General features: G+C 63.2%; 16 protein-coding genes. 7 read left to right on the top strand and 9 right to left on the bottom strand.

The window, feature by feature from the left end; translation table 11 throughout:
- Positions 1-5 precede the first annotated feature (5 nt).
- The 3 genes from A3AU_RS0117060 to A3AU_RS0117050 all read left to right on the top strand — a co-directional run bounded on the left by A3AU_RS0117060 (position 6) and on the right by A3AU_RS0117050 (position 1,467).
- Complete coding sequence (locus A3AU_RS0117060; protein WP_027053937.1) at positions 6-545, top strand: winged helix-turn-helix transcriptional regulator; 540 nt, start codon at positions 6-8, stop codon at positions 543-545.
- Positions 546-621: 76 nt separating this feature from the next.
- Positions 622-855, top strand: a complete 234-nt coding sequence (locus A3AU_RS0117055; RefSeq protein WP_027053936.1) for a hypothetical protein — start codon at positions 622-624, stop codon at positions 853-855.
- Positions 856-1,035: 180 nt separating this feature from the next.
- The gene (locus tag A3AU_RS0117050) at positions 1,036-1,467 is read left to right on the top strand and encodes a GlcG/HbpS family heme-binding protein (protein ID WP_027053935.1); all 432 of its coding nucleotides are present in this window, start codon (positions 1,036-1,038) and stop codon (positions 1,465-1,467) included.
- 34 nt (positions 1,468-1,501) lie between these two features.
- Here A3AU_RS0117050 and A3AU_RS0117045 read toward each other — a convergent pair whose 3' ends face one another.
- The 3 genes from A3AU_RS0117045 to A3AU_RS0117035 all read right to left on the bottom strand — a co-directional run bounded on the left by A3AU_RS0117045 (position 1,502) and on the right by A3AU_RS0117035 (position 3,297).
- Entirely contained in the window at positions 1,502-1,903 is a 402-nt protein-coding gene (locus A3AU_RS0117045) for a hypothetical protein (protein ID WP_027053934.1), read from the bottom strand.
- 309 nt (positions 1,904-2,212) lie between these two features.
- Positions 2,213-2,395 carry a 50S ribosomal protein L32 gene (rpmF, locus tag A3AU_RS0117040; RefSeq protein WP_008834724.1) on the bottom strand — a complete coding sequence of 61 codons (183 nt, stop codon included), beginning with the start codon at positions 2,393-2,395 and terminating at the stop codon, positions 2,213-2,215.
- Positions 2,396-2,535: 140 nt separating this feature from the next.
- Positions 2,536-3,297 carry a biosynthetic peptidoglycan transglycosylase gene (locus tag A3AU_RS0117035; protein WP_027053933.1) on the bottom strand — a complete coding sequence of 254 codons (762 nt, stop codon included), beginning with the start codon at positions 3,295-3,297 and terminating at the stop codon, positions 2,536-2,538.
- A 222-nt stretch (positions 3,298-3,519) separates the two neighbouring features.
- On the opposite strand from A3AU_RS0117035, the gene A3AU_RS0117030 reads away from it, so the two are divergent.
- The 3 genes from A3AU_RS0117030 (at position 3,520) to A3AU_RS0117020 (ending at position 7,706) form a co-directional block, all read left to right on the top strand.
- Positions 3,520-4,437 carry a polyprenyl synthetase family protein gene (locus A3AU_RS0117030; RefSeq protein WP_051355391.1) on the top strand — a complete coding sequence of 306 codons (918 nt, stop codon included), beginning with the start codon at positions 3,520-3,522 and terminating at the stop codon, positions 4,435-4,437.
- Between the two features lie 53 nt (positions 4,438-4,490).
- Positions 4,491-5,246, top strand: coding sequence for an SDR family oxidoreductase (locus A3AU_RS0117025; protein WP_027053931.1), 756 nt, complete (start codon positions 4,491-4,493; stop codon positions 5,244-5,246).
- Between the two features lie 114 nt (positions 5,247-5,360).
- Entirely contained in the window at positions 5,361-7,706 is a 2,346-nt protein-coding gene (locus tag A3AU_RS0117020; RefSeq protein ID WP_027053930.1) for a response regulator, read from the top strand.
- 6 nt (positions 7,707-7,712) lie between these two features.
- Here A3AU_RS0117020 and A3AU_RS0117015 read toward each other — a convergent pair whose 3' ends face one another.
- From A3AU_RS0117015 to A3AU_RS1000000137985, 5 genes are all read right to left on the bottom strand, one after another.
- The gene (locus tag A3AU_RS0117015) at positions 7,713-8,474 is read right to left on the bottom strand and encodes a Stf0 family sulfotransferase (RefSeq protein WP_161633515.1); all 762 of its coding nucleotides are present in this window, start codon (positions 8,472-8,474) and stop codon (positions 7,713-7,715) included.
- A 56-nt stretch (positions 8,475-8,530) separates the two neighbouring features.
- Positions 8,531-9,082, bottom strand: coding sequence for a phosphotransferase-like protein (locus A3AU_RS0117010; protein ID WP_027053928.1), 552 nt, complete (start codon positions 9,080-9,082; stop codon positions 8,531-8,533).
- Between the two features lie 41 nt (positions 9,083-9,123).
- Complete coding sequence (locus A3AU_RS0117005) at positions 9,124-9,978, bottom strand: lytic transglycosylase domain-containing protein (RefSeq protein WP_027053927.1); 855 nt, start codon at positions 9,976-9,978, stop codon at positions 9,124-9,126.
- 5 nt (positions 9,979-9,983) lie between these two features.
- Complete coding sequence (ispG, locus tag A3AU_RS0117000) at positions 9,984-11,234, bottom strand: flavodoxin-dependent (E)-4-hydroxy-3-methylbut-2-enyl-diphosphate synthase (RefSeq protein WP_027053926.1); 1,251 nt, start codon at positions 11,232-11,234, stop codon at positions 9,984-9,986.
- Positions 11,235-11,788: 554 nt separating this feature from the next.
- The gene (locus A3AU_RS1000000137985) at positions 11,789-11,962 is read right to left on the bottom strand and encodes a YdcH family protein (RefSeq protein ID WP_081709571.1); all 174 of its coding nucleotides are present in this window, start codon (positions 11,960-11,962) and stop codon (positions 11,789-11,791) included.
- A gap of 240 nt (positions 11,963-12,202) precedes the next feature.
- Between A3AU_RS1000000137985 and A3AU_RS0116990 the strand changes: the two genes are divergently transcribed.
- Positions 12,203-12,406: a YdcH family protein gene (locus A3AU_RS0116990; protein ID WP_027053925.1), complete on the top strand. Its 204-nt coding sequence runs from the start codon at positions 12,203-12,205 to the stop codon at positions 12,404-12,406.
- An 11-nt stretch (positions 12,407-12,417) separates the two neighbouring features.
- Here A3AU_RS0116990 and A3AU_RS0116985 read toward each other — a convergent pair whose 3' ends face one another.
- Complete coding sequence (locus A3AU_RS0116985) at positions 12,418-13,197, bottom strand: IclR family transcriptional regulator (protein WP_027053924.1); 780 nt, start codon at positions 13,195-13,197, stop codon at positions 12,418-12,420.
- Positions 13,198-13,260: the final 63 nt, after the last annotated feature.

Genomic DNA, 13,260 nt, shown 5'->3' with positions numbered 1-13,260 from the left:
ATCGAATGAGCCTCGATCGTCGGTCCGGCTGCCCGATCAACCTGTCGCTGGAGGTGTTCGGTGACCGCTGGAGCCTGATCATCCTTCGCGACATGATTTTCGGCGGCAGGCGCCATTTTCGCGAACTGCTCAATGGCTCGATGGAGGGCATCGCCTCCAACATCCTCGCCGATCGGCTGAAGCGATTGATGGAGTTGGGCATGCTGACTAGGGCCGACGACCCCTCGCACAAGCAGAAGGCCATCTACAGCCTGACCGAGATGGCAATCACGCTGGTGCCGATCCTGGCCCATCTCGGCGCCTGGGGCCGCGTCTGGCTGCCGACCAGCGAAGAACTCTCGATCCGCGCCGAGCTCCTGGAAAAGGGCGGGACGCCACTGTGGGAGAAGTTCATGGACGAGTTGCGCCATGAGCATCTCGGCGCGCCGCTCGATGCGGCGTCTGGCCCTACTGTCCGCGCCACCCTGCAAGCCGCCTACGAGGCCGTGGTCGCCAGCAGGGCTCGCAGCGCCGGCAAGGCCAGCAGCGCCAGCCCGGCTGCCTGATCAACTATTTTTCCCGTTCGAAGGCCGGCTCTGCTAGAAGAAGCGGAAAACCACAATTCACGGGATGGATAAGGTCTTGGTTGAGAACTCTCGGGATGCCGCCCGCGCGCGCGCCGATCTGCGTTTCAAAAAGCAGGAAGAGGCGGCAACCGTCCGTCAGAAGGCGATGGCGGAATATGCCGCCGAGAGTGACGCCCGCAAGGTCAAGACCGACAAGCTGCGGGCGCTTCGCCTCGCCAAGGAAGCCGACGACCTCGCCAACGCGCCGGCAGTACCCGCCAAGAAACCTGCACGCGCCAAGAAGAAATAACGCACCGTTGCGGATTGGCCTGAAATCGGGCCAGCGCTGCCCATTCTGTCACAGCCGCCCGACAGCACCCAGACAGCCGCCCTTCATCTCGCTGCTTCACAAGAAGCAATTTCAACCGAAACCGGGATTGCTTCGTCCGGCCGGCCGCCGATGATTGTCCCTTTCCAACAGGAGATTGCCATGACCGCGCTGCCGCTCGAAAAAGCCAGGCAAATCATCGATGCCGCCTTCGCCAAGGGCGCCGATCTCAAGCTCAAGCCGCTGGGCGTCTCGGTGCTTGACGCCGGCGGCCATCTGGTCGCCTTTCAGCGCCAGGACGGCGCCTCGTTCCTGCGCCCGCAAATGTCGGCCGGCAAGGCCTATGGCGCGCTGGCCATCGGCATGGGCTCACGCAAGGTCGAGGCCTTCGCCAAGGAGCGTCCGCATCTGGTCGCCGGCATTTCCGACGTGTCGGGCGGACGCGTGCTGCCGGTAGTCGGCGGCGTGCTGATCCGCGACAAGGCCGGCGCCGTCATCGGCGCCGTCGGCATATCAGGCGATACCTCGGACAATGACGAGGCTGCGGCCATAGCCGGCATCGAGGCCGCCGGTTTCACCGCCGATCCGGGCTGAGACGTAGTTCGGTATTGAAGGCCGGGATGCGGCCTTAGTTGAGATTGATGTCTCGGCTCGCCGACCGCATCGACACCGCGAAACCGGCCAGCACGTCGAACAGCGCGATGATCATCAGCGTGAAGAAGATGGAATGCGCGGCGCCCTTGACCAGCAGGAACTCGACCAGGAAGGCGACGAAGACCAGCGTCGACAAGAGATGGTCCATGATCGAGGCGTTGGTCGTGCGCGCCGACTTCACCATTTCGACGAACAGGAAGATCAGCCCGATCAGCACCATCAGGTCGCCGAGCGTCATCGAGAACACGCCGCCCGACATCATGCGGAACGAGAGGATCTCGCTCGCCCACGGATCGTCGCCGCCGCCGAAAATTCCGAGCAGGCCGAGATTGTAGAGAATGAAAGGCACGATCAAAAGCGGGACGGCACCGAACATCTGGCGTCTCCATATGGGGGCATCATCTGTAGAATGCGCCGCAGGCACGCCGTCAAGATTTTTCGTGCAAAGCCGCAAACACGGTCGAAGACCGGATGCAACAACCATGTCAGCCGGTTGCCCGGCCGACATGGAGTAAACGCGAGATAAAACGCTCAGCGCTTGAAGTAGCCGGCGCGCACGGCGGCACCGATGACGTTGAGGAGGACTCGGGCCCGAGCTTCGGCTCCGGTCGTCAAGCCCGCCAAACGCAAAAAGACCGGCCAGAGGCCGGTCTTTTGTAACTCAAACCATCAAAAAAAGCTGGGCTCAGCTTTCCTTGGGGGTCAGCACCTGGCGGCCGCGATACATGCCGGTCTTCAGGTCGATGTGGTGCGGGCGGCGCATTTCGCCGGAATTCTTGTCCTCGACATAGGTCGGGGCCTTGAGAGCGTCGGCCGAGCGGCGCATGCCGCGCTTGGACGGAGAGGTTTTGCGTTTCGGAACGGCCATGGATATGCTCCACTACATGGTCAAAAGCCCCGCCCGCCCTCGTGAAAGGGCCATGTCGGGGCCTAAATCTGAGAAAGTCGGGTGCCTATACACGCCCTGCGCCGTTTTGGCCAGCGCTGGCTTGAATTTTTTTGTGTCGGCTACTCCAGGCAGCCGACATAAGCGCCGGAGCGGCCGGCACGCCGCTCGATCAGATTGGCCAACCTTCTCAGGCCCGGTCCGGGTTTTGCCGGATTGCGGGCGATCGGATTGGGCAGAGTGACGGCCAGTAGTGCCGCCTGCCGGCGCGACAGCTGTTTTGCCGGAATGCCGAAATGATGCTGCGCCGCTGCCTCGATGCCGTAGATGCCGGGGCCCCATTCGGCGATGTTGAGATAGATTTCCATGATGCGGCGCTTCGACATGACCGCGTCGAAATAGACGGCCAGCGGCAGTTCCACGACCTTGCGCACGGAGCCGAGCGGGCGCGACCAGAGAAAAAGGTTCTTCACCGTCTGCATGGTGATGGTCGAGGCGCCGCGTGTCGCCTCGCCGGCCAGCGCGTCGTCGACGACGCCGCGCAATTCGCCGAGATCGACGCCGCGGTGGAAACAAAACTGCCCGTCCTCCGACATGATCACCGAATGGGCCAACACCGGCGCCACATCGTCGATTGACACCCAGCGCCGGTCATAGCCGGAGAAGGTCGCCAGATCCTTCAACATCAGCGTCGACACCGGGTGCACAAAGGACGGCAGATAGAGAAAGGTCAGCACTGTCGGGATCAACGCCAGCACGGCGGCCACGACGATGCCGCGCCGGACCCAGCGCCTGAGACTGCGGCGGTTCACGCCGCGCGATCTCGTCGCCATGTCCAGCTTTTCGGTTTCATGATCGACGATCGGTTCCGCCAAGCCGCCCAACCCGTACAAGCGAGCTCGTTTCGAAACTCGCTCGTGTGAGTCATATGATGGTGTTTTCGAGAACCGGAGCGGAGCGTACATTCGAGTACGTGAGCACCGGAAGCGCAGAAAACGCCTTCAGATGACCGCAGGAGTAGAGTTTCCAAACGGGCTCTTACTGCTCCGGCATAATGGCGCTTGCCTTCTTGCGCAACGTCTGAGTGTCGGCTACCGCTCCCGGCCATGACGAATGACGACGAAATGGCGTTCGAAATGGCGCTGATCCGACGGGCGGCGGCCGTCGAGGTGCTGCTGCGGCGGTTGCTCGACGATCGCCCGCTTTCGGGTGAGATCGCACGGCCCGACCGGCTGATGGCGGCGATGCGCCATGGCGTGCTGAACGGCGGCAAGCGCCTGCGCCCGTTTTTGGTCATGGAAAGTGCAGCGCTGTTTTCCGCCGATGGCGAAGCCGCGCTGCGCGTCGCAGCGGCGCTTGAATGCGTGCACTGCTATTCGCTGATTCATGACGATTTGCCGGCGATGGACGACGACGACCTGCGCCGCGGCCAGCCGACAGTGCACAGGGCCTTCGACGAGGCGACCGCCATCCTGGCCGGCGACGCCTTGCTGACGCTGGCCTTCGACATCATCGTCGGCGAGGCGACCGTGCTGCCGGCCGAGCGGCGGGCGACATTGGTGCTGGCGCTTGCCCGTGCGGCCGGTGCCGGCGGCATGGTCGGTGGCCAGAAGCTCGACCTCGAAGCCGAACAGACACCGCCCGACGAGGCCGGCATCATAAGGCTGCAGGCGATGAAGACCGGCGCGCTGATCCGCTTCGCCTGTGAAGCCGGCGCCATCATCGCCGGCGCGCCGGCCGATGAGCGCGAGCGGCTGGCCGAATTCGGCTCGGCGATCGGCCTCGCCTTCCAGCTTGCCGACGACCTGCTCGATTTGACCGCCGACGCCAGCCAGATGGGCAAGGCGACCGGCAAGGACGCCGCCGCCGGCAAGGGCACGCTGGTGGCGCTGCACGGCGCCAATTGGGCGCGTAGCCAGCTCAACGGCCTGGTTGGCCAGGCGCATGCGCTGCTTGAGCCTTATGGCGACAAGGCGGCGCTGCTGAAGCAAGCCGCGACCTTCGTCGCGACGCGCAACAGCTGAGAGCCGGCCCCGATGCCGGGGCGGGGCGAGAGGCAAAGGGGAGATCAGCTTCGATGTCGTCCAATCTGTTCGATCTTGGCGGGCGCCGGGCGCTCGTAACCGGGTCCTCGCAAGGCATCGGGCTCGCCTTGGCAAAGGGCCTGGCGCAAGCTGGTGCCAGTGTGATCCTCAACGGCCGCGACGGAACGAAGCTCGACGCCGCGGCGGCGCAGATTCCAGGGGCCGAAACACTCGCTTTCGATGCGACCGACCACGACGCGGTCCGCTCGGCGATCGACAATTTCGAACTGTCGGGCCGCCCCATCGATATCCTGGTGAACAATGCCGGCACGCAGTTCCGCACGCCGCTCGAGGACTTTCCCGCCGATGCGTTCGAACGCCTGCTGCAGACCAATGTCGCCAGCGTCTTCCATGTCGGCCAGGCGGTCGCGCGCCACATGATCGGGCGCGGCCGCGGCAAGATCATCAATATCGGCAGCGTGCAGACGGCACTCGCTCGCCCCGGCATCGCGCCCTACACGGCGACCAAGGGCGCCGTCGGCAACCTGACCAAGGGCATGGCGACGGACTGGGCGAAATATGGGCTGCAATGCAACGCCATCGCACCCGGCTATTTCGACACGCCGCTCAATGCCGCGCTCGTCGCCGATCCGGCATTCACCGCCTGGCTTGAAAAGCGCACGCCTGCCGGGCGCTGGGGCAAGGTCGAGGAACTGGTCGGAGCCTGCGTGTTCCTGGCCTCCGATGCCTCGTCCTTTGTCAACGGCCATATCCTTTATGTCGACGGAGGCATCACCGCATCGATCTGATCTCCCGCACCGCCGCACGGACGCGGCTGTCGCACCGCTCGCGCCAACGAAATCTTAATGTAGATGAAGCGTAATCCCGGTCGTTAAAATAATGCGTATGTGTTGGGGTTGCGCATGCCGGAATATTCTTCCTTCATCCGGTTTGTCCGGATTCGCTATCTTTCAGGATTGCTGATTTTCGCGCTGGCTTCGACGGCCATCATGATCGCGCTCAACCGTGTCAATTCCTTCCGTCATGAGATCGACGCGCTGAGCAGCAACCTCGTCGTCTTCACCCGCGACCTGCGCAACGCGACCAGCTTCGCCGAGACGACAGGTTCGGCATGGCGCAACGAAACGCGCGATGCGCTGACCGCTTCGGCGCGCGGCCATTCCGAACGCCTGACCAGCGAGATCGACACACTGACTGCTCAGCTCGCCACGATCCGCTCGCGGCTGTCGGCCCCAACCATCAGCGAACTCGAAACCGCCTCGGTGAACGGCGATCTGTTCTGGTCGGCACGCGACATGGTGCGCAACTTCAACCTGATGTCGGTGGCGCAGAAGGGCGATGAATGGAGCTACCGGGAAATCCGCAACCAGAACGATCTGTTTGTCCAGCCGATGCTGGTCCGCGTCCGCACCGCCATGGATGAGGAGCGCCATTTGGCCGACACATCGAGCGACCGGCTGCTCTTGTGGGCGAGCGGGCTTCTGTTCGCCGTCCTGGCCATTGTCGCCTTCTGGATCTTCCGACCGATGGAGCAGGCGATCCGCCGCGCCTTTGCCCAATCGGCCGAGTCCCTGTTCAAGGCCGAGGCCGCCGACCGCGCCAAGTCTGAATTCCTTGCCAATATGAGCCACGAGATACGCACGCCGATGAACGGCGTGCTCGGCATGGCCGAACTCCTGGCCAAGACCGAGCTGACGCCACGCCAAAGGACCTTCACCGACGTCATCGTCAAATCCGGCAATGCGCTGCTCACCATCATCAACGACATTCTCGATTTCTCCAAGATCAATGCCGGGCAGCTCACCCTGGACCCGGCCCCTTTCCGTCTCACCGAAGCGGTCGAGGATGTGGCGACGCTGGTCTCGGCGCGTGTCGCCGAAAAGAACCTCGAACTGATCGTGCGCGTCGATCCGCGCCTGCCGGCCCATGTCGTCGGTGACGCCGGTCGCTTCCGGCAGATCGTCACCAATCTGGTCGGCAATGCAGTGAAATTCACCGAGAAGGGTCATGTACTGATCGATGTCGGCGGCGAAACCGTCAATGACGTCGTCCAGCTCAAGCTGCGGGTCGAGGATACCGGCATCGGTATTCCAGCCGAGAAACTGCAGAACGTGTTCGAGAAGTTCGCCCAGGTCGACGGCTCGTCGACCCGCCGCCACGAAGGCACCGGGCTAGGGCTCGCCATCGCCGCCCGCCTCGTCGATTTGATGACCGGCAAGATCGGCGTCGAGAGCGAGATCGGGCGCGGCTCCGTCTTCTGGTTCGCGGTGCCGCTGCCCGTGCATCATGCCGAGGCGCGCGACGCCATCGTGCCGGTCGACGTCACCGGAGCGCGCGTGCTGGTCATCGACGACAATCCGGTCAACCGCGAGATCCTGCTCGAACAGCTCAGGAGCTGGAGCTTCGACTGCGCCGCCGCCGAAAGTGGCGCGGTGGGGCTGGCCTTCCTCGATCGCGCCTGCCAGTTGGGCGCCAGCGTCGACTGCATCATCCTCGACTACCAGATGCCCGGCATGAACGGCGCCGATGTCGCCCGGGCGATCGCCTCCGACAGCCGGCTGTCGGCCATCCCGATCGTTATCCTGACCTCCGTCGACCAGGTCGATTTCGGTAAGATGATCATCGACTTCGGCATATCGGCGCATCTGACCAAGCCGGCGCGCTCGGCGGTGCTGCTCGGCACGGTCATCTCGGTCATCCAGAAGGCACGCTCGCAGGTTGGCAAGGCGCAGTTCGTTCGCGAGCCGGCCCAGCTGATGCCGATGCCGCAGGCGGCTCCGCCCGCCTTCACGGTCATCCGTGGCCCCGCCGTGCTGGTCATGCCAGTGCTGGAATCGACCGCCACGCCGAATGGGCCTATCGACATCCTCATCGCCGAGGACAATGAGGTGAACCAGCTGGTGTTCGGCCAGATCCTCAATGGGCTCGGCCTGAGCTATCGCATCGCCGGCAATGGCCGCACCGCGGTCGAGATGTACCGGTCGCTGCATCCGAAATTGATCCTGATGGACGTGTCGATGCCCGAGATGAACGGCTACGAGGCAACCCGCGCCATCCGCGCGATCGAGGCATCGTCGGACGGTCACATCCCAATCATCGGCGTCACCGCGCATGCGCTGAAGGGCGATCGCGACAAGTGCATCGAGGCCGGCATGGACGACTATCTGCCAAAGCCCGTTTCGCCAGATCGCCTCGGCGCCAAGATCGGCACATGGCTGAGCGAAACGGTGGTGGCCAGGACGGCCTAATCCACGTCACTGCGTCGGGCGTGCTGCGTCCAGACGATAGCGGCGCATCCAGTCGAGGCTTGTCTCGTCGGCGAGCTTTGCAACGCCTGGCCGGATATCCTCGGCATTGGGGGACCGGACGCCGAGAGCTTTGCAGATGCCCAGCAATGCCGCGGCCGGATTGGCGGAGAGACGCTCATAGCCAATCCGCAGAGGCGTCAGGCCTTGCGCCTCGAACCAGATGTTCCAGGCCGCATCATAGGCTTCGAGCTCGGCGAGCTCCCCTTTGATCCGCTCGAAATCATATTGGGGCTCCTGCCGCGGTGCGACCCTTTCGATCTCGGTGCCGTCAGGTGCGACGTGCCAAAGTCCGGTCTGCTGTGCCTTTATCAGCGAGACAGCCTGGGCGAGCTTGTTCTCGCGCGACAAGTGGATGTAGAGGATACGGCCAAAGGCGCTCGCGAAACGCGCCGCGTCCGACGCAAGCCCTGGGAAAATCCGGTCGAGGATCGCCGAAAGCTCATCCAGGTTTTCGCGCATCAGGCGCAGGCCAAAAACGCCCGTCTCACCCTTGCCGGCGGTGATTGCCGCATCGAGATAGGCCGTGTCGAATTCGAGCTCGCCCATCGTGTCGCGATCGGGCAGTTGCCACTCCTCGGCCCATTCCGACAGATCCTGCCGCCGGTAGAAGGAGTGAGGATCGCCTGACGTCCCGGTGGATGCCAGCAGCTTGCATAGCAAGGTGCTGCCCGTTCTCGGCGTGCCGCAAATTATGTAGGCGTCGAACATCCCGCTGCTCTTGTCGCTCCTCATAGGCAGGGCGAACCCAAGTGGTCCGCCGCCGCCTATAATTGAAATCTCTGCTGGATGCGGCGCGCACATTCGAGCGGCGTAAGCTGGCTGGTATCGATTTCGAGATCGTGGCGCATTGCCACGTGTACACGCTCATATTGCCAGCGCGCCAGCCCCGGCAGTCTGTCGGACCGCTGCGCTTCGCGGGCCTCCAGAACCTCCAGAGGCGCCATGACGCCGACCAGATGGAGATCGAAGGCCGCCAGCAGTTCGACATATTCCGACAGTTCGCCGTTGCACAACACATCGTCGACGATCAGGTTGTTGCCTTGCTTGGCCATGGCGGCGATGGCGTGGCGCATGCCGCGCAAGGTTCTTTCGCCCACCGGTCCAGCCCGGATCACAACCGCGGGTTTGCCATCCTGTTGAACCGTTTCGTAAGCGAAGCCGTCGGCATGGTCCTGCAAGGCCTCGGGCAGCATTTCGAGGAAACTGTCCATCTGGACATGCAAGAACGGCGCGGCGGTCATCGTCTGCAGCGCCCTGGCGATCGCGCTTTTGCCGGCACTGCCGACGCCATTGAGCAGAACGATCCTGGCTGCCATTTTTCAAACGCCTCTTTCGAACATGAACCGGCCTCAGGCCTTTACCGGTTGCGCACCACCACGCAAGCCCCGCCGACGCTCTGCAGTTTCTGGCAGATGCCATTGGCGGCGGCGCGATCGTCGATCCCGATCCTGACCGCGTAGATGCCACGCCGGCCGATAGGCGTGCGCACCCGGCTCACCACCGGATCATGGCCGGCAAGCAACGCCGGAAACCGGCTCCTCACCCGCAGCCACTGGCTGATTGCCGCGCTGCGGCGAAAATTGCCGGCGACCTGGATGCCCCAGGGTTTGACGTTGATCGAGGCCATCGCAACGGTCTGCGACATGATCACCGGCAGCTTGCGGCAGGCGACGGCGAAATCCGCCTTGGCGTCGAGCGGCTCGATTTTTCCGGCATAGGCGAGGTCGGTGAACTTGTCGACCGGCTCACCCATGATGTCGAAGACGTAGCTCTCGGTCTCCATCGGCAGGAAGCCGCCCGAACCCAGCCAGCGCGACACCCGGCTTTCACCGGCGTTGTAGGCGGCCGCCGCCAGGCCGAGATTGCCGTAACTGGTTTTCATTTCGGCGAGATATTTGGCCGAGGCCGGGATCGCCTGGTTGATGTCGAAGGAATTTTCGAGCCCCCGCATCTTGGCGGTGCCCGGCATGAACTGGGCGATGCCTTCGGCGCCGACCGGGCTGACGGCGTTGGGATCGAAACCGCTTTCCTTCCAGATCAGCCGGGCGAAGAAATCCCGGGGCAGGCCGTTCTGGTCGGCATGGGCCTGGATCAGGTTGCAGACCTTGTCGATCAGCCGTTGCTTGGCCGATTGCGGCGGATCGGCCCGAACGAGCGTCGACCAGGCCAGCCCGCAAAGCAGTATCAGCGTTGCCAAGAGGAAACGCCGCATCGCGGCTACTCGGCCGCGGCCTTGCCGCGACCAAATCTCTGCTCGATATAGTCAGCGACCATTTTCTCGAAATCCGCCGCGATCGACGGTCCGCGCAGCGTCGCCGCCTTCTTGCCGTCGACGAACACGGGCGCTGTCGGCGTCTCGCCGGTGCCGGGCAGCGAAATGCCGATATCGGCATGCTTGGACTCGCCTGGGCCGTTGACGATGCAGCCCATCACCGCGACCTTGAGGTTCTCGACGCCGGGATATTTTTCGCGCCACACCGGCATGTTCTTGCGCAGATCCGCCTGGATGTTCTGCGCAAGCTCCTGGAACACGGTCGAGGTGGTGCGGCCGCAGCCGGGGCAAGCGGCGACGATCGGCACGAACTGCCGGAAGCCCATCGTCTGCAGCAGTTCCTGCGCCACCTGCACCTCGCGCGTGCGGTCGCCATTCGGCTCCGGCGTCAGCGAAATGCGGATGGTGTCGCCGATGCCTTGCTGCAAGAGGATGCCCATCGCGGCGGACGAGGCGACGATGCCTTTCGAGCCCATGCCGGCCTCGGTGAGGCCGAGATGCAGCGCGTGGTCGGAGCGGGTGGCGAGCTCGGTATAGACGGCGATCAGGTCCTGCACGCCGCTGACCTTGGCCGACAGGATGATCTTGTCGCGGCCGAGGCCGATCTCTTCAGCCATCTCCGCTGACAGGATCGCCGACTGCACGATCGCCTCGCGAGTCACTTCCTGGGCCGTCAGCGGAAAACCCTTGTCCTGGTTGTCGTCCATCAGCCGGGTCAAGAGCTCCTGGTCGAGCGAGCCCCAGTTGACGCCGATACGCACCGGCTTGTCGTGCTTGATCGCCATTTCGACGATATCGGTGAACTGCCGGTCCTTCTTGTCCTTGAAGCCGACATTGCCCGGATTGATGCGGTATTTTGCCAGTGCCTCGGCGCAGGCCGGATGATCGGCAAGAAGCTTGTGGCCGATATAGTGGAAGTCGCCGACCAGCGGCACGTCGATGCCAAGCCGCAACAAGCGCTCATGGATGCGCGGCACGGCAGCGGCACTCTCGTCGCGGTCGACGGTTATGCGCACGATCTCGGAGCCGGCGCGGTGAAGTGCCGCGACCTGCGCGACGGTCTGGTCGATATCGGCGGTGTCGGTGTTGGTCATCGACTGCACGACAACCGGGGCGCCGCCGCCGACGACCACGCCGCCGACATCGACGCCGACCGAGGTGCGGCGCGGGAAGGGAAAGGAAAAATATCCGGTCATGCCGGCAGCCTTTAATCTCTGGAGCGCCGTGCGTCCACTTGGGACGTGCGAGCACTTCCCCGGGGCCGATGCGCTGAAGTCCGGGCATGAGGTGGAGGAGCAAAGATGGCTTGTCAATGGCGACAGGTCGCCACCAGCCCCGAAATGACCCGCGAACAGTTGCCCGGCGCCCAGGTTTTTACCCGGGCGCTTGGCGTTTGCGAATGGCATACCTTGGCGATTGGCTGGACCGCCCACCACTTCGTCATCCACGGGCGGAGCAGGAGCGAAGCTCCGTCGCGTAGACCCGAGGATCCATTCCGTGACCTATGCCATGGAGTGCGGCGGGACAAAATTCCGAACCGTGGCAACGCTTTGAGGTCGCGGCATGGATCCTCGGGTCTGCGCCGCGTCGCTACGCTCCTTGCTTCGCCCGTGGATGACGAAGTTCAGGAGGCTTCGGCCAATCTCAAATGTTTATGAGGGTCCGTCGGAAGTAATAAAACCATCACACCGGCGGCGGCTGCCGCCGGCAAGGAAGACCGCAAATGGTGAGCGGCTATATCAGTCGAGCGTCAATGCGTGGTCGCCCTCAGTTTTTCAATCTCGTCCTTGAGTGCCAGCTTGCGTCGCTTGAGATTCACGATTTCGAGGTCGTCCACCGACGGGTGGTTCATCGCGTTATCGATCTCGCGTTCGATGTCGCCGTGTTTCCGCTGCAACTCATCAAGATGGGATGCAAGAGACATGATTGGTTCTCCCTTTCATGGTTTTCCTCGATTGCAGCCGTCAAAGGCACGTCCACCGCAGGTCGTTTCTGTGACGGCACGATGACACTTTGCCACCTTCCGATCGCGATGTCGAATGCTGCGTGGTAGCATTCCACGACAATGTGAAATGTGATATTGGCTGCGCGCCGGTGGCAGAAATTGCCGCCCCCGCCCAACCAGGCCCAGTTTTGGGCGCCGCAGACGTGCAGACGGTAGAGAATGTCCGATCAGGAAAAGGCCGATATTCGCCTCGAATTTTCCCGGCTGAAGCAGGAACACGCCGATTTCGACGCCGCCATCAACGCGATGATCGCCACCAACTGCGATCCCCTGCAGATCCAGCGCATGAAAAAGAAGAAGCTGGCGCTCAAGGACCGGCTGATGAAGCTGGAAGACAGGATCATTCCAGACATCATCGCGTAACCGTCATGCGCCTACCCGCCGATCGAAAGCCTGCCCGCACGGTCGCGCAGCAGGCCGATGAGACTGCCGGTCCGCTCCTCGGAGGTGTCGATGGGAACCACCAGGCACATCGTCGCCTCGACCTTGCCCGGCGCTGAAAACACAGGCGCGGCAAGACATTTCGTATAGGCATCGACCAGGCCCGAGGTGACGCAGTAGCCGGTAACCCCGGCCTTGGCGATGTCGGTGATGAAATCGTCGAGTTCGAGCTTGCGCCCGTCAGGCAGCACGAGATCGTCATCCGACACCATGGCTTCGATCTCTGCCCGCTCCAGCCCTGCCAGCAGCAGCCGGCCGGATGCGGTCCACGGCAGTGGAATCTGCAGGCCGGTGGCCGAGCTGATGCGGAACGGCCTGGTGCCGGGGCTGGAATGGACGATGGTATAGCGGCCGCTCTGCAGCATGCACAGCTCCGAGGTCTCGCGCGACAGATGGTCGACTTCCTGGCGTCCTCGCCGCAGCAGGTCGTTGCCGCGCACATAATCCATTCCATAGAGATAGAGCTTCTTGCCGAAATAGACGCGGTTGCCGTCGCCGGCCATTTCCAGCAGGCCGGCATCGACCAGCGACCGCACCAGCGTGTAGGTCGTCGAGCGCGGAGCGTTCACCCCCTTGGCGAGGTCTCCAATGCCGATCGCCCGCTGCGTCGTGTGCAGAAAGTCGAGGATCTCAAGCACCCGGTTGAGGCCCTTTTCGCGCGAGGCCGTCGTCTTTTCGTCGGCCGAAACGGCCAAGGCATTGCCATCTTGCATTGTCGATTCCTGATGTTAGTATCTGTCTTGTACAGGATACATGCGTCTCTTGTAAGAGACAAT

The sequence above is a fragment of the Mesorhizobium erdmanii USDA 3471 genome, assembly GCF_000472705.1.
GTDB classification, from domain to species: Bacteria; Pseudomonadota; Alphaproteobacteria; order Rhizobiales; family Rhizobiaceae; genus Mesorhizobium; species Mesorhizobium erdmanii.
The sequence above is the reverse complement of the archived record's forward strand: the minus strand, read 5'-3'. Positions and strand labels throughout refer to the sequence as shown.

What these genes read in the sequence shown, in the direction of transcription:
- A3AU_RS0117030 (WP_051355391.1), top strand. Translation starts at nt 3,520, where the DNA reads ATGACGAATGACGACGAAATGGCGTTCGAAATGGCGCTGATCCGACGG.
- ispG (WP_027053926.1), bottom strand. Translation starts at nt 11,234, where the DNA reads ATGACCGGATATTTTTCCTTTCCCTTCCCGCGCCGCACCTCGGTCGGC.
- A3AU_RS1000000137985 (WP_081709571.1), bottom strand. Translation starts at nt 11,962, where the DNA reads ATGTCTCTTGCATCCCATCTTGATGAGTTGCAGCGGAAACACGGCGAC.
- A3AU_RS0117045 (WP_027053934.1), bottom strand. Translation starts at nt 1,903, where the DNA reads ATGTTCGGTGCCGTCCCGCTTTTGATCGTGCCTTTCATTCTCTACAAT.
- A3AU_RS0117050 (WP_027053935.1), top strand. Translation starts at nt 1,036, where the DNA reads ATGACCGCGCTGCCGCTCGAAAAAGCCAGGCAAATCATCGATGCCGCC.
- A3AU_RS0117025 (WP_027053931.1), top strand. Translation starts at nt 4,491, where the DNA reads ATGTCGTCCAATCTGTTCGATCTTGGCGGGCGCCGGGCGCTCGTAACC.
- rpmF (WP_008834724.1), bottom strand. Translation starts at nt 2,395, where the DNA reads ATGGCCGTTCCGAAACGCAAAACCTCTCCGTCCAAGCGCGGCATGCGC.
- A3AU_RS0117015 (WP_161633515.1), bottom strand. Translation starts at nt 8,474, where the DNA reads ATGTTCGACGCCTACATAATTTGCGGCACGCCGAGAACGGGCAGCACC.
- A3AU_RS0117060 (WP_027053937.1), top strand. Translation starts at nt 6, where the DNA reads ATGAGCCTCGATCGTCGGTCCGGCTGCCCGATCAACCTGTCGCTGGAG.
- A3AU_RS0116985 (WP_027053924.1), bottom strand. Translation starts at nt 13,197, where the DNA reads ATGCAAGATGGCAATGCCTTGGCCGTTTCGGCCGACGAAAAGACGACG.
- A3AU_RS0117005 (WP_027053927.1), bottom strand. Translation starts at nt 9,978, where the DNA reads ATGCGGCGTTTCCTCTTGGCAACGCTGATACTGCTTTGCGGGCTGGCC.
- A3AU_RS0116990 (WP_027053925.1), top strand. Translation starts at nt 12,203, where the DNA reads ATGTCCGATCAGGAAAAGGCCGATATTCGCCTCGAATTTTCCCGGCTG.
- A3AU_RS0117010 (WP_027053928.1), bottom strand. Translation starts at nt 9,082, where the DNA reads ATGGCAGCCAGGATCGTTCTGCTCAATGGCGTCGGCAGTGCCGGCAAA.
- A3AU_RS0117020 (WP_027053930.1), top strand. Translation starts at nt 5,361, where the DNA reads ATGCCGGAATATTCTTCCTTCATCCGGTTTGTCCGGATTCGCTATCTT.